Below are 14,070 nucleotides of genomic sequence, written 5' to 3'. Positions count from 1 at the left end.
CAGCCCATATCACCCCCTCCCGAAAGGATCGCTGTGCCTGAAGAACACCCGCCCATCGCTGAGGCGAACAATCAGCCCTCGAACGGTTGCCCCGTGGCCGGTGGTCGCCTGAACTACCCCGTCGAGGGTGGTAACGCCAACCGCGAATGGTGGCCAACCCAGCTCAACCTGGGCATTCTGAAGAAGAACCCGCCCGCCGCGAACCCACTTGGTGAGAGCTTCGATTACGCCAAAGCCGTACAGACAATCGATGTCGACGAGCTCAAAAAGGATGTCGAGACGGTCCTGACCGACTCGCAGGACTGGTGGCCTGCCGACTTCGGCAATTACGGCCCGATGTTCATCCGCATGTCCTGGCATGCTGCGGGCACCTACCGCGTCGCCGACGGTCGGGGCGGTGCGGGCGCTGGCATGCAGCGCTTCGCCCCGCTGAACAGCTGGCCCGATAACGTGCTGCTGGATCGCGCGCGGCGCCTGTTGTGGCCGGTCAAGAAGAAGTACGGAAACGCCCTGTCCTGGGCCGACCTCATCGTCTTTGCCGGCAACCACGCCATGGACACCATGGGGTTCAAGACCTTTGGGTTCGCATTCGGACGCGAAGACCGCTGGGAGCCCGAGCAGGACGTCTACTGGGGCCCCGAGCACACCTGGTTGGGCGATGAACGCTACACCGGGGACCGTGACCTGGAGAACCCGCTTGCCGCCGTGCAGATGGGTCTGATCTACGTCAATCCCGAAGGCCCCAACGGCAATCCGGATCCATTGGCCGCCGCGATCGATATCCGTGAGACATTCGGCCGGATGGCGATGAACGACGAGGAGACGGCGGCGCTGATCGTGGGTGGTCACACCTTCGGCAAGACACACGGTGCGGGCGATGCCGGGCTTGTCGGGCCGGTTCCCGAGGATGCGCCGCTGGAGCAGATGGGTATCGGCTGGAAGAGCTCATTCGGCTCCGGCAAGGGCAACGACGCGATCGGCAGTGGTCTGGAGGTGACCTGGACCCACACACCGACCAAGTGGGACAACAGCTTCCTGGAGATTCTTTACGGCAACGACTGGGAGCTGACCAAGAGCCCCGCGGGTGCGCATCAGTGGAAGCCCAAGGAGGGCGGCTGGGCCAACTCGGTACCCATGGCGCAGGGCGCGGGTAAGACGCATCCATCGATGCTCACCACCGACCTGTCGATGCGCTTCGATCCGATCTACGAGGCGATCACCAGACGCTGGCTCGATCACCCCGAGGAACTGGCCGACGCCTACGCAAAGGCCTGGTACAAACTGATCCATCGCGATCTCGGGCCGCTGTCCCGCTACCTCGGGCCATTGGTGCCGAAGCAAACCCTGCTCTGGCAGGACGTCATTCCCGCCTCGGATACCAATATCGGGGACGCTGACATCGCCGAGCTGAAGGCGCAGCTTCTCGCCTCCGGCCTTACCGTGCCGCAGCTGGTGTCGACCGCATGGAAGGCCGCGGCGTCGTACCGCAACAGCGACAAGCGCGGCGGCGCCAATGGCGGACGTATCCGGTTGCAACCGCAGGCCGGCTGGGAGTCCAACGAGCCCGATGAACTCGCCCAGGTGATCCGCACGCTCGAAGGCATCCAGGAGTCGTTCAACGCCGGCGCCAAGAAGGTCTCGTTCGCCGACCTTGTCGTACTCGGTGGAGCTGCCGCCGTCGAGAAGGCGGCCAAGGACGCCGGATTCAATATCACCGTGCCGTTCACTCCCGGCCGCGGCGATGCGACGCAGGAACAGACCGACGTCGATTCGTTCTCCTACCTGGAGCCGGCAGCCGATGGGTTCCGCAACTACCTGGGCAAGGGTGCGCAGATTCCGGCCGAGTACAAGCTGATCGACAAGGCCAACTTGCTGGCGCTGTCCCCGCCGGAACTGGCAGTCCTGGTGGGTGGCTTGCGCGTGCTGGGCGCGAACTACCAAGGTTCCGAGCTCGGTGTGCTGACCGACAAGCCCGGGATATTGACCAATGACTTCTTTGTCAACCTGGTCGATATGGGCACCGAGTGGACGCCGTCCTCGGCCGACGACGGTACGTATGTGGGTACCGATCGCGGCACCGGTGCGGCGAAGTGGACTGCCAGCCGGGTTGATCTGGTGTTCGGCGCGAACTCCGAACTACGAGCTCTCGCAGAGGTTTACGCACAGGACGACGCCAAGGAGAAGTTCGTCAAGGACTTCGTCGCGGCATGGGTCAAGGTGTCGAACGCGGACCGCTTCGACGTCCGCTGATACCCGCCACACGTGGATGGCCGGCTCCTTCGGGGGCCGGCCATCGCGTTATCGCCATAACTAGTCGGCGTCTTTCGTTCGCGCGGTCAGCGGCACTCCGGCTTCCTCGAAGATCTCCTCGATGGCAGCCCAATCCTTCTTCCCCACCGCGGACTTGATGCGTGTCGCGTCCTGCAGAACGAACCGGAACGGCTCGTCGTCAGGCGTGCCGAATCCACCCCGGAGGCAATCGACGAGAGCATCGAGATTGCTGCCGAAGTAGCCGCCCGGCCCATTCACCGCGCGCCCGAGTTCGGTGAAGAAGTCCGCCCGGGTACGGACGTGGGAGCCTTCGACGACATAGGTCTTCATGCGCCTTCAACCTCACAGAATGACTGGTAGTGATCGCCCGTGTAATAGACGTGTGGAGGATCGTTCAGTGGATTGCCACCGGTGATGATCCGCCGAGTGCCACGCGTCTTACTCCCCGGAGTTCGGACCGTGTACTCGTGGTAGTACCCGCGGGGCTCCGAGGGCAGGACCCTCTCGCGGTTCTGGAACACGACACCATCATTACGCGGATACGGGAACGGCCCGCCGGCATGGATCAGGTGCACCGTTCCGGAAGCCTCCGACGGCAGTTCGGACAAGTTGCACTCGGCGATGGTGGCACGAGCCGGCGAAGGCTCGGTACAACCGATGAGTGCCAGCGCGAGGACCGCGGCACCCACCACACGCAAACGCGGCGACATGCTTCGACGGTACTGCACGCCGTGGCCGCAACTTCGGTCGGCGACTCGGTTACCGCGATCTTCCGCGGAGCACCGCTAATTCGGTGCGCGCCGATGCGCGTTCGGCCCGCACCAGTGCGGCTTGTTCGTCGGCGGGGTCGGCGAACAGGAACGAGCCGGTGCCGGGTGCGCCGGCCGATCCGAGCTTGTTCATGCGCTGTGGCACTGCGGCGCCCTGGTATTCCAGGGGGATGGCGTGGCCGTGCTCGTCGACACCGGCCAGTGGCTGGTGCAGCTCGATGTATTCACCGTGCGGCAGTCGCTTGATGATGCCGGTCTCGATGCCGTGTTCGAGTACTGCGCGGTCGCTGCGTTGCAGGCCGATGGCCCAGCGGTAGGCCAGGTAGTACACGACGATCGGCAAGATGACCATGCCGATACGGCCGATCCACGTCGTCGCATTCAGCGAGATATGGAACTTCAACGCGATGATGTCGTTGATGCACGACAGTGTGAGCAATATGTAGAGCGAAAAGCCAGCTGCCCCAATGGCAGTGCGGACCGGCGCATCACGCGGACGCTGCAGCAGATTGTGATGCGCATCGTCGCCGGTGAAGCGTCTCTCGATGAATGGCCAGGCCACGATCACCACGAACGCGAGCATGATGCCCAACACTCCCCACAGCACGGCGGGGACCGTATGGCCGAAGATGTACAGCTCCCAATCCGGGACGAGCCGCAGCAGGCCGTCCGTCCACATCAGGTAGATGTCGGGCGGTGATCCGGCCGCTACCTGCGATGGCTTGTAGGGGCCCAGCAGCCATACCGGGTTGATTTGCAACAGCCCGCCCATAAGCGCGAGAACCGCCGTGACGATGGCAAAGAATGCACCAGATTTCAGGGCGAACACCGGAACAATCCTTACCCCAACAACATTGGCCTCGGTGCGCCGTGGTCCCGGAAACTGCGTGTGCTTCTGGTACCACACAAGTGCCAGGTGCACCCCGATGAGTGCGATCATGATGGCGGGAACAAGCAGGACATGCAGAACGTAAAGTCTTGGCAGCACGATATTTCCGGGGAAGTCGCCGCCGAACAACGCCCAATGCATCCAGGTACCGACAATCGGCAGTGACATCATGCCCTGCGTGACCACACGAAGCCCGGTGCCGGACAACAGATCATCGGGTAACGAATAGCCCGCGAATCCCTCTGCCATGGCCAGGATCAGCAGTAGCGATCCGATGACCCAGTTGGCCTCACGCGGACGGCGGAATGCCCCCGTGAAAAAGATGCGGGCCAGGTGTACGACGATCGAGGCCGCGAACATCAGTGCCGCCCAATGATGGACCTGGCGCACGAACAGGCCACCTCGAACCTCGAAGCTCAGATTCAACGAGCTTTCATAGGCCTTGGACATCTGCATACCGCGTAGCGGCTGGTAGACGCCATTGTAGGTGACCTCGGCCATCGAGGGGTCGAAGAACAAGGCCAGATAGATACCCGAAATCAGCAGCACCACAAAGCTGTAGAGCGCGATCTCCCCCAGCAGGAATGACCAGTGCGTCGGGAAGACCTTGTTCATCTGTCTTCGCAAGCCCGATGACGCGTGGTAGCGCGAGTCGATCGCATTGGCAAGCTCCGTTGCTTGACCCATAGCTGCTCCCTTGGGAAGAGACTTTGTGCCTACTACGGAGAGTAGTACGAAATTACTACTAGCGGTAGTAGTAATCGAGGGTCCACGGCACTCGGCGATTCCTAATAGAGCAGTTGCTCTGTTACTGTCTGTCGTGTGCCGCGCCCGCGTATCCATTCCATCGACGATCTGCTCGATGCGACTGAGCGAATCGCGGTCGATGAGGGACCATCTGCCGTGACCGTCCGGGCGGTTTCCCTGGCTACCGGGACCTCCAATGGCGCCATCTACCACGCCTTCGGGTCACGCGGCGCGATGGTCGGGCAAGCCTGGCTGCGTGCCGCGGAGAGATTCCTCGATATGCAGCGGCAAGCCGTGGATCTCGCGCTAGCGGCGGGTGAGCCTATGCACGTCGCCGCGGTGAATGCGGTCGTCGCGGCGGCCGACACCCCTGCCGCCTTCGCCGAACGCTTCCCCGCGTCCTCGCGGCTCGTGCTTGGGGTGCGGCGCGAGGATCTTCTGAGATCCGACGTACCTGAGGATGTCGCCGGCGCGATGACACGCGTGGACTCCACGCTGGTCGCGTTGTTCATCCGATTGTCGCGCGCCCTATGGGATCGGGAGGACGGCCGCGCGGTTCAAGTCATCGAGGACTGCATCGTGGGATTGCCGACCGGTCTCCTATTGCGAGGGCACCGGCTGCCCGACGCTGCCGCACGTACGCGGCTCGAGGCCGCAGTGCGCGCCATTCTTGCCCTCGATCCACCACCAACGCACCCAAAAGCTAAGGGCGCCAAAATGAAAGGAAAAACACGATGAGCCCCACCCTGGAACTTCAGGACACCATTGCGGTTCTGAACCTCGGCCCGGACGAAAACCGGTTCTCCCCGGATTGGCTCGACACCGTCAACGGGCTCCTCGACGACGCACTAGAGCACGCGAAGCCGTTGATCACCGTGGGGAGCGGGAAGTTCTATTCGAACGGGCTCGACCTGGATTGGCTGATGTCCCACGGCGATCAGACCGACTGGTATGTCGGTCGTATCCACGCGTTGTTCAGTCGAGTCCTCACCCTCCCGCTGCCAACTGTCGCGGCGGTCAACGGTCACGCGTTTGGAGCAGGGGCGATGCTCGCCGTGGCCCACGACTACCGAGTAATGCGATCCGACCGTGGATACCTGTGCTTCCCCGAGGTTGATATCAACATCCCGTTCACCCCCGGTATGGCGAGCCTCATTCAGGCCAAGGTGACCCCGCAGACGGCAGTGACCGCGATGACGACCGGGCACCGATACGGCGGAGAAGCAGCCGTGGCCGCGGGTCTTGCCGACCGGGCCGTGTCCGAGGACCAAGTACTTAGCGTCGCAGTCGATCTGATGAAACCCCTGGAGGGCAAGAACAGCGGGACGCTGGGTGCCATCAAGACGACAATGTTCGCCACGACCACCGCTGCCCTGGCCGCGTGACGCTTTCTTACTGAGGAGGAATGACCGGTGGGCGGCACACGTTGCCCACCGGGTCCCACCACCAACCGTTGTCACAGCTCAACGGGGTTGTCGCTATTGCCGGGCGGCAGGTGTTGGCCACCGGGTCCCACCATCCGTCCGGACAGTTGGGCACGACGGGATCTGCCGAGCTGACGGGCACGATGCCGGACACCGCGGCCAATGGAAATAGCGTTCCAGCAGCGACGATCGTCAGTCGACGAGCGAGCATGTTCATGTGGACCACCTCTGGGTAGTACGGCTCGTGAGAGCCTACCCGGCACGCGACGCGCCAAACCTCGGTGCCAGTACCCGTCGCGCCAGCAGGTCCAGAGCGTATCCGAGCACACCGATCACGAGAATGACCGCCATCACCTGATCGTAGGCCAGCTGGTCGCGTGCGTTGAGAATCTGATAGCCCAAACCCGATCGCACGCCTAACATTTCGGCCGGTACAAGCACTACCCATGCGATACCGAGTGCCACCCGCGCACCGGTCTGAATGTGGCCCCGCACGGCCGGAAGTATCACCGTGGTGAGGAGCTCGATGCGGGTGGCATGAAACGACCGCGCCACGTCCAGGTACCCGGGCGCTATGCCATGCACGCCGGCCGTGGTGTTGATGAGGATCGGCCAGACGGCCGCCGCGGCGATGAGAAAGATGACCGGTTGACTGCCGATACCGAACACGGCCACCGCGATGGGCGTCCAGGACAGCGGTGAAATCATCCGCAGAAACTGGACCACCGGACGTGTGGCACGTTCTGCGGTAGTGCTCACGCCGAGCAGCAGGCCCGCTGGGATGCCGATCACGGCGGCAAGACTGAGCCCGATGAGCAATCGCCACAGGCTGGTTCCGATATCGGGCAGTAAGACTCCACGGTTCAACAGTTCGATGGCCGCGGGCAGCGCTTTGTCTGGGGCCGTCTGCCTCAGCAGTGAATGGGGTTGGCTGAGTAGCGAACTGGCAACCCACCACAGGACAACACTCACCGCAATGGCCAGCGCCGGAGGCCAGATCTTGGTGAACAGCCGCGGTTTCCGCGGTGCCCCGGCACTGTCGCGGACGATCGAGGGAGTGTGCTCAAGGGTGCTCACAGCGCCTGTACCTGTTCTGTTCGGGTGAAATCGGCAGTGATTCCGAAAGCTTCGGGTCCGCCATGGGTCGCGATCGCCGCGCGCACAAAGGTGTCGTCCACCAGATCATCGTGAACCCGCGCAGGGTCCAGCCGGTTGAGGAAACCACGGTCGCCATCAACGACGGTGTCGTGCATCGACTCGACCAAACGCTGCGTGAAACTTCGGTAGGGAAACGGCTGGAAGCCCAGGCGTTGCGGATGCCAATCCGGATGCTTCAGCGGATACGGCGGATTCGGGTAGGTCAACGCCGTCTGCACCGCCGGGATGGGCTGCGGTAGATACTTGCCGGCACCGAGGGCGGATGCCGCCGCCTTTCTGTCGGCATCGATCCACAGCTGGGCGGCCACCACCGCGTCGGTGACACCCTGTACCGCTGACGCGCGGGCGGCGATCACGTCATCGCGCGTGACGAGGACACAGCAGGCATGGTCGCGCCAGACATCGCCGAGAAACGTATGAATCCGTCCGATCTTCTTGATCTGTGCGATGGCGTTGAACGGATCAGCGACCACATATCCCCCGATGGATCGATTCGCCAGCGCCGGCACCATATCTGATGGACTCATCACGACGAGCTCGACGGTCCGTTGGGACCGGGACGCGGCGCTTCGGACGACGGGCCGTAACCCCTGGCCGCGCAACAGCTCTTGCAGCACGATGTTGTGGATCGACCACCAGAATGGAATGGCGACCTGAGTGCCCGCGAGATCCTCCAGATGTTCGATGCCCGGCGCCACGGTGAGTGCCGAACCGTTGGTGTGATTCCACCCGAGCACTCGTACCCCGTGCCCCAGCACCTGGCGGAGCTGGATCGCCATGGGCATCAATAGATGCGCAACATCGATCTGCCGCGCCATGAAGGCCTCAGCCAAGGCGGCCCAGCTGCGAAACAGCACCGGCTTCACGGCGCTGACCGCTCCGTCCGGATGCATGCCCGCAGAATGGGCCAGCAGCAGCGGCGCCGCGTCGGTGATGGGTAGATATCCGATGCGCAATTGGCCGCTGATGTTCGTGACGTCCGACACCGCGGCGCGAATCAACCCGGCGCCACCGAAAAGCCCTGCTGCGGTGGTTATTCCAGCGGCGCCCGCCAGGACGGCGCGGCGCGAGGCGACACTGCTCACTCAGATCCCGTCTCTGTCGATTGGTACTGGGCAAGGATTTCCCGGCGCATCCGATCACGTTCTCCCGCGGTGTGATCGTCAAGCAACCACTGGTGACGCATTCGCCCGTTGTCGCCCAAAAGAATCACCCGGTGCGCGAGTGCCAACGCTTCATCGACGTCATGGGTCACCAGGATCACGGTGACGGCCACCTCGGCGGCCAGCGCCGCCAGCCAGGACTGCAGGTCCGCCCGCGTCACAGGGTCTAGCGCGCTGAAGGGTTCATCGAGGAGCAACAACTTCGGCCGAGTGGCCACCGCACGCAGAATCGACACGCGCTGGGCCTGTCCCCCGGACAGTTGGTCGGGATAGCGCCCGGAGAGCCCTCTGAGCCCGAAATGGTCGACCAGAGCCTGCACGTAGGCATCGTCGAATCCGCTGCGGTGTCGCGCGAATCGCTTGGCGAAGACTATGTTCTCGGCGACGGTCAACCAGGGCATCAGCAAGGCATCTTGGAAAACCACGCCCGTCCGGGGGCGGCGTTCACCGTCCGATGTCCACACGACGGTACCGGTACTGAGGTCTTCCAGACCCGCCAGCACGCGCAACAGGGTGGATTTACCACTTCCACTGGGACCCAGCACGGCCAGGAACTCGCCGGAAGTCACGTGGACATCGACCTCGCGGAGGGCCACCGCTGTCCCGAAATATTTGGTGCCGTTCGTTATTCGTACTGCGTCAGTTCCCACCGCAGCTGTCCTTCCGAGGGCGATTGGATAGGTAGGAAGGCGGCCTCGCGAAACCGCCGGTTCGCCGAGGTTCCCAGTGCGTACCCGGCGCCGCCGGCCATGGTGACCTCCAGCCGAGACGCCTGACCGGCAAGACCGGCGGCGTCGAGCCGCAACCGGAGAAGTTCGGCGGTGCCCGGTTCAGATGGTGCTGCCGCGAACGCGTAGAGACGATCGCGCAGAACGCGATTCCGCTGCGTGAGCTCAACGAGCTCGGTGGCGAACTGTCCGGTGAGCTCGCCACGCGCCGATTCTGCGCCGCGAATCGCGGCACTGCTGACCCCGGCACAGAAGGCTGTCTGGAGCAGGAGAAAGGCTGGGCGGATTCGGGCGACGAAGCCCCGTAAGTCGGTGCTGATCACGTTCTCGGTGGGGACGTGGAGATCATCGAGCTGCAGCGATGTCGAAGCCGTGGCCGTCAATGCCATCAGGTTCGGCGGTCGATCGATGCGTATTCCGTCCGCGTTGACATCGACCACCACTACAAAGGTGGCGCCATCTGCCCCTCGGGCGGGTAGCACCATCAATGAGTCGGGGAATACATTGGAAGCCCATCGAATCGGGCCGGTGATGCGTAGTCCGTCCGGGTGCGTGGTGGCACGCAGCGGCACCTCCCCCAGCCCCGCAACCTGTTTGAGGCCGGCAGCCATCGCGGTGACGCCTGGACGGCGACCCGCTCTCAGCCCGGGCAGGTGCTCGGTGCGCAGGGCTTCTGGAGCCAGACTTACATACTCGATGGTCATGCGATGTGCCCACGCCGAGAAGCCCACAGCCAGACTGCTCGTGGCAACTCGTTCGATAACCCGCACCATGGGCACTAGGTCTGCGCCGGCTAGACCCGCATCGAACAGGCCTTCCGCGCCCAGGGCGGAAATGTCTGTTCGGACATCGGTCTCATTGGAGTCCAGAGCTGATGCCCTGGCTGAAACCGCATCACCGACGCGCTCCAACACTGCCTCGATATCCCTGGTCACGGCGGCTGTCATAGCGAGATATCTCCCAGTCCGTGCAGTCTGTCGACGGGGGTGTCAACGGCCTTGCGCGCACGGAGCACCGCCTCTTCATCAGGAGCGTCGTAGAAGCACAGGCACTTGTCCATGTCTTCACGGACATACGTGCGCAGAAAGCTGACTTCTGGCACATCGGCGTACTTAGGCGCTTTGGCTTTCTTGCGCGCCAGGTACGTCTGCATGTCCAGGTCCGCAGGCAGATCCCATTCCACGAGATATCCGGCAACCGGCCGCACAGACTTCAGCTGGCCAAGATCGGCGCCGACCAGCCGAACCGAGTGCGGTCCGGAGACCGAGTCCACGCGCAGCGCATCGGAGTCCAACCGCGGGGCCTCACCCTGAAACTCGGCGATGACGAAGATCCGGCGGGCCTCACGTGTCACCTGAGCTTCGATCAATTCACCGCCATCGCGATGCACCCGCCCGTCGATCTCCTTGAGCAGTCGTGTGGCATCGGTGCTATCGGCAGGGTCAAGGGCGATTTCGTAGAGATGCAGCGTCACGTCACTGTTCCTAACTTCGGTGGACGACTTCGATATGCGACAACGTGACGGTTCCATGAACAGACAGGTCTGTCTATGAAGGTTCATTGGGTTACCCTGCTTTCATGAGTTCCACGACAGCACCCCCGGACCGCGACGCCGCTTCGGCTACTCGTGTGCTCGCTCCGTCCGACCGACTGCTTCGTACTGCCGCAGATCTCTTTGCGACGCAGGGTATTCGCGCTGTGGGAATTGATCAGATACTGCGCGAGGCAGGGGTTGCCAAGGCGAGTCTGTACAGCAGCTACGGATCAAAGGACGCGCTCATCGTTGCCTACCTCGAAGAATTGGATCAGCGTGATCGCAACCGCTGGAATGCGGCGGTGGCGACGCAACGCAATCCCAAAGCGAAAGTCCTGACGTTCTTCGATCTCGCAACCGCCGCCGCGCAAGCAAGGAATTTCCGCGGCTGTCTGTATGCCAATGCCGCTACCGAGTTCCCCGGAACGGAGTGGGAACCGGTGCGAAGGCATCGTGAGTGGTTCCGCGCGACCGTGGCCGCACTGTTGCGCGAGGCAGGGATATCGCACCCTGACAATCTCACCCGGCAGGTGCAGCTGCTCTACGACGGCGCGTTGACCGCCTCGAAGATTGAGAAATCAGTTGCGCCGATAACGCTGGCGCGCAAACTCACTCGTGAGTTGATCGGCTAGGCGGCAGGATTCTGGTTGGATGGGCTATATGACTGAGGATGTCCGAGTGGTCTCGGCGAGCCGTGTAATAGATGCACCCGCCGCGGTGCTCTTTGAACTCATCGCCGACCCCGCGCGGCAGCGAGAATGGGACGGCAACGAGAACCTTGCCGAGGCGGCCCCGGGCCAACGGGTTCATGCCGTGGGTGACGTGTTCGTGATGACCCTGACCAATACCCACGTCCGGGAAAACCGCATCGTGGAGTTCGACGAGGCGCGCCGGATCGCGTGGCTACCGTCAGAAGTGGGCAAGGAGCCGCCGGGCCATCTCTGGCGATGGGAACTGGAGCCGGTCGGCGATGGCAGCCGCACTCGGGTGACGCACACATATGACTGGACGAATCTCACCGATGAGAACAGACTGCCCCGGGCTCGTCTCACCACGCCGGAACGGCTGCAAGCATCGGTGGACAGACTCGGCGCGCTCGCCGAATCGGGCGCGTAGCCCAGGCTGACACAGCGCCGCATTTGCCCCTTGACCTCAAGTTCACTTGAGATTGAACACTGGGGTGATGACAACGAAGACATCGAATGTGCGCCAGATTCGATCAGACCTGTGGGAGACACGCACGGACAACCCCTTCCCCGGGCTGACCACTCACGCCTACCTGTGGGTCCGCCCCAAAGGAAACGTCTTGTTCTACAGCCCCGCCACCGAGGCGGACTTCGAAGCGATTGCCGAGTTGGGTGGAGTCGCCCACCAGTACCTTTCCCATCAGGACGAGGCAGGCCCCATGCTCGCCGTCGTGAAGCAGCGATTCGGATCGAAACTGCACGCATCCGCCCGCGAGGAAAGTGAGATCAGCACACACACCGACATCGATGTCCCGACTACGCAGCGTCACGTGGACGACAACGGCGTCGAAGTGATTCCCACACCGGGTCATTCCGTCGGCAGCACAAGCTATCTGGTGACGGGTACCGACGGTGAGAGATACCTCTTCACCGGGGACACCATGTTCCCGACCGAGACCGGATCGTGGTCCACCTTCCTGGTCCCAGGCCGGGGGAATACCGACGAGCTGTCAGCGAGCCTGGACCTGCTGGCAGACACCGTCCCGAATGTCGTCATCTCCAGCGCGTATGGCGGGGACACCGCGGTGTACGAGCTCGCGCCGGGCCGGTGGGGACAACTCATCGCACAGGCACGGCAGAGCCTGCAGCGCGACTAAGGGCGTACCGCCTGGGCGAACCCGAAGACTCCGTCGGGATCGTAGGTCGTGGCGATCTGTCGCAGTCGTGGCAGGTTGTCTCCGTAATACGCTGCGGCCCAATCGGGTAAACGCGGATCGATGTAGTTCACGTACGCGGCGGTACCGCAGATCTCACCGAGCCGGTCCCGCGCCTCGTCCACGCGGCGATACGCGGCCGACGGGTCGGCGCCGACACCATGGTAGATCTGGAGGGAGGCGAGCGCCGTTCGATGGGCAAAAGCTGTAGCGGCAGCGGGAATTCGGCTGACTGCACCGCCCAGGCTATCCAGGATGAACGTCAGCCCCGGCGTGCCCACGAGGATCATCTCTATTGCGGCGGTGTCGACTGCGGCGTGCGGGATCATCCGGGAGGATGCCACAAACGCCTCGCGTTGCAGTTGACCGGTACCTGCCCCCTCCCACGACGGATGACACTGGGCCACAGTCAGTGTTGAGCACCCACCCATGAACTTCATGGCGTCGATATAGGTCATGTCGGCGACGAATCGATCGGATGGACTGATGCCGATCGCGGCGCGGAGACCGTCTACGAGTGCCTGTGGATCGTCCGTTTTGGCGATGCAGCCCACGATCCGGCCATGCGGAGTAGCGCCGCCCACGGCGTGCAGCGTCGTCCACAATTCGTCCGGCGCATCGTCCATGAACGCCAGCCACCGGCGCATGATCGTAGCCAGTTCCCCCGGCGCGTAATCGAGCGTGAACACCGTAAGCTCGCTAGCTTCGGCGGTGTCAAAGGTGAACTCCGTTGCAATGCAGAAGTTTCCGCCGCCACCCCCGCGAATGGCCCAGAACAGGTCGGACTCGGATTCCGACGACAGGTCTCGGATCGCACCATCCGCGGTTACCACCCTGGCGGATGCCAGTTGGTCGCAGGTCAGCCCGAACCTGCGAGTGAGAACCCCTACCCCGCCGCCGAGGGTCAATCCCGCGATGCCCACGGTGGGACAGGAACCGCCGGCAAGCATCCGGCCGGCCCCGGACACAGCCGCATAGACATCTATCAGACGCGCCCCCGACCCGATCTTTGCCCGCGTCCCGGTCATCGAGACCGTTGCCATGCGCCCGAGATCGACCACCAGTCCGTCATTCGGAACGCAATAGCCGGCAAAGCTGTGACCACCGCTGCGTGCCGCGATCGGGATCCCAGCACCCGATGCGAACTCCACGCAGCACGCCACATCCTGCTCGGAGGCACAGAAGGCAACCGCAGCTGGATGATTCGTGTCGAAAAGAGGATTGAACGTCCGCGCTGCCGCATCAAACCCGTTCTCGCCACGCACCGTGAGCGTTCCGGATATCCTGCGGCGCAGGTCTTCCCATCCAGAAGCCGCGAGTCGATCCTTGGGGTGTGCCGGTGAGCATCCGGCGATCGACGCGGCGCCGAGCGCCATGATCGCCCCCGCGGACAGCACCGCACGCCTGGTGACCAGCGCAGGAGTTTGCGTGCGATGCGGTTGGGGGTCCAACACTGCTCCTGTCGGTCACGATCGGGTGGATACCC

16 protein-coding genes are annotated in these 14,070 nt (G+C 63.3%); 6 read left to right on the top strand and 10 right to left on the bottom strand.

The annotated features are described in order from the left end of the window. Positions 1–33: 33 nt before the first annotated feature. The gene (gene katG / locus BB28_RS12110) at positions 34–2,250 is read left to right on the top strand and encodes a catalase/peroxidase HPI (protein WP_064393461.1); all 2,217 of its coding nucleotides are present in this window, start codon (positions 34–36) and stop codon (positions 2,248–2,250) included. Between the two features lie 60 nt (positions 2,251–2,310). On the opposite strand, the gene BB28_RS12105 is transcribed toward katG, so the two are convergent. From BB28_RS12105 to qcrB, 3 genes are read right to left on the bottom strand one after another with little or no spacing between them, the layout of a single operon-like run. Continuing rightward, positions 2,311–2,601 carry a barstar family protein gene (locus tag BB28_RS12105; RefSeq protein WP_046253696.1) on the bottom strand — a complete coding sequence of 97 codons (291 nt, stop codon included), beginning with the start codon at positions 2,599–2,601 and terminating at the stop codon, positions 2,311–2,313. Further along, complete coding sequence (locus tag BB28_RS12100; RefSeq protein WP_046253695.1) at positions 2,598–2,981, bottom strand: guanyl-specific ribonuclease; 384 nt, start codon at positions 2,979–2,981, stop codon at positions 2,598–2,600. The genes BB28_RS12105 and BB28_RS12100 overlap by 4 nt, the downstream gene beginning before the upstream one ends. Before the next feature lie 49 nt (positions 2,982–3,030). Further along, the gene (gene qcrB, locus BB28_RS12095; protein ID WP_046253694.1) at positions 3,031–4,617 is read right to left on the bottom strand and encodes a cytochrome bc1 complex cytochrome b subunit; all 1,587 of its coding nucleotides are present in this window, start codon (positions 4,615–4,617) and stop codon (positions 3,031–3,033) included. Between the two features lie 135 nt (positions 4,618–4,752). Here qcrB and BB28_RS12090 point away from each other — a divergent pair, with 135 nt between their 5' ends. Both BB28_RS12090 and BB28_RS12085 read left to right on the top strand, forming a co-directional pair. Then, positions 4,753–5,415 (top strand): TetR family transcriptional regulator, encoded by a 663-nt coding sequence (locus BB28_RS12090; RefSeq protein ID WP_046253693.1) that lies wholly within the window; start codon positions 4,753–4,755, stop codon positions 5,413–5,415. Beyond that, positions 5,412–6,062, top strand: a complete 651-nt coding sequence (locus tag BB28_RS12085) for an enoyl-CoA hydratase/isomerase family protein (protein ID WP_046253692.1) — start codon at positions 5,412–5,414, stop codon at positions 6,060–6,062. Before BB28_RS12090 ends, BB28_RS12085 begins: the two co-directional genes overlap by 4 nt. A 7-nt stretch (positions 6,063–6,069) precedes the next feature. Here BB28_RS12085 and BB28_RS24570 read toward each other — a convergent pair whose 3' ends face one another. From BB28_RS24570 to BB28_RS12060, 6 genes are read right to left on the bottom strand one after another with little or no spacing between them, the layout of a single operon-like run. Continuing rightward, positions 6,070–6,318 carry a hypothetical protein gene (locus BB28_RS24570; RefSeq protein ID WP_075874243.1) on the bottom strand — a complete coding sequence of 83 codons (249 nt, stop codon included), beginning with the start codon at positions 6,316–6,318 and terminating at the stop codon, positions 6,070–6,072. Positions 6,319–6,353: 35 nt separating this feature from the next. Further along, positions 6,354–7,151: an ABC transporter permease gene (locus BB28_RS12080; RefSeq protein WP_046255776.1), complete on the bottom strand. Its 798-nt coding sequence runs from the start codon at positions 7,149–7,151 to the stop codon at positions 6,354–6,356. Positions 7,152–7,174: 23 nt separating this feature from the next. Further along, a complete protein-coding gene (locus BB28_RS12075) occupies positions 7,175–8,344 on the bottom strand; it encodes an ABC transporter substrate-binding protein (protein ID WP_046253691.1) in 1,170 nt (389 codons plus the stop codon). Then, on the bottom strand, positions 8,341–9,072 hold the full coding sequence (locus BB28_RS12070; RefSeq protein WP_046255775.1) for an ABC transporter ATP-binding protein: 732 nt from the start codon (positions 9,070–9,072) through the stop codon (positions 8,341–8,343). The genes BB28_RS12075 and BB28_RS12070 overlap by 4 nt, the downstream gene beginning before the upstream one ends. Then, positions 9,048–10,097, bottom strand: coding sequence for an acyl-CoA dehydrogenase family protein (locus tag BB28_RS12065; RefSeq protein WP_046253690.1), 1,050 nt, complete (start codon positions 10,095–10,097; stop codon positions 9,048–9,050). Before BB28_RS12065 ends, BB28_RS12070 begins: the two co-directional genes overlap by 25 nt. Further along, positions 10,094–10,624, bottom strand: a complete 531-nt coding sequence (locus BB28_RS12060; RefSeq protein ID WP_046253689.1) for a DUF4242 domain-containing protein — start codon at positions 10,622–10,624, stop codon at positions 10,094–10,096. The genes BB28_RS12065 and BB28_RS12060 overlap by 4 nt, the downstream gene beginning before the upstream one ends. A gap of 104 nt (positions 10,625–10,728) precedes the next feature. Between BB28_RS12060 and BB28_RS12055 the strand changes: the two genes are divergently transcribed. The 3 genes from BB28_RS12055 to BB28_RS12045 all read left to right on the top strand — a co-directional run bounded on the left by BB28_RS12055 (position 10,729) and on the right by BB28_RS12045 (position 12,527). Next, positions 10,729–11,316 (top strand): TetR/AcrR family transcriptional regulator, encoded by a 588-nt coding sequence (locus BB28_RS12055; RefSeq protein WP_046253688.1) that lies wholly within the window; start codon positions 10,729–10,731, stop codon positions 11,314–11,316. A gap of 28 nt (positions 11,317–11,344) precedes the next feature. Next, a complete protein-coding gene (locus BB28_RS12050) occupies positions 11,345–11,800 on the top strand; it encodes an SRPBCC family protein (protein ID WP_046255774.1) in 456 nt (151 codons plus the stop codon). Positions 11,801–11,867: 67 nt separating this feature from the next. Beyond that, positions 11,868–12,527: an MBL fold metallo-hydrolase gene (locus tag BB28_RS12045; RefSeq protein ID WP_046253687.1), complete on the top strand. Its 660-nt coding sequence runs from the start codon at positions 11,868–11,870 to the stop codon at positions 12,525–12,527. On the opposite strand, the gene BB28_RS12040 is transcribed toward BB28_RS12045, so the two are convergent. Beyond that, the gene (locus BB28_RS12040) at positions 12,524–14,038 is read right to left on the bottom strand and encodes an FAD-binding oxidoreductase (RefSeq protein ID WP_225422025.1); all 1,515 of its coding nucleotides are present in this window, start codon (positions 14,036–14,038) and stop codon (positions 12,524–12,526) included. The two genes, BB28_RS12045 and BB28_RS12040, sit on opposite strands and share 4 nt — an antisense overlap. Positions 14,039–14,070 lie beyond the last annotated feature (32 nt).

The sequence above is a fragment of the Mycobacteroides chelonae CCUG 47445 genome (assembly GCF_001632805.1).
In the GTDB taxonomy this organism is placed as follows: Bacteria; Actinomycetota; Actinomycetes; order Mycobacteriales; family Mycobacteriaceae; genus Mycobacterium; species Mycobacterium chelonae.
This window is presented reverse-complemented; position numbering and strand designations above follow the sequence as displayed.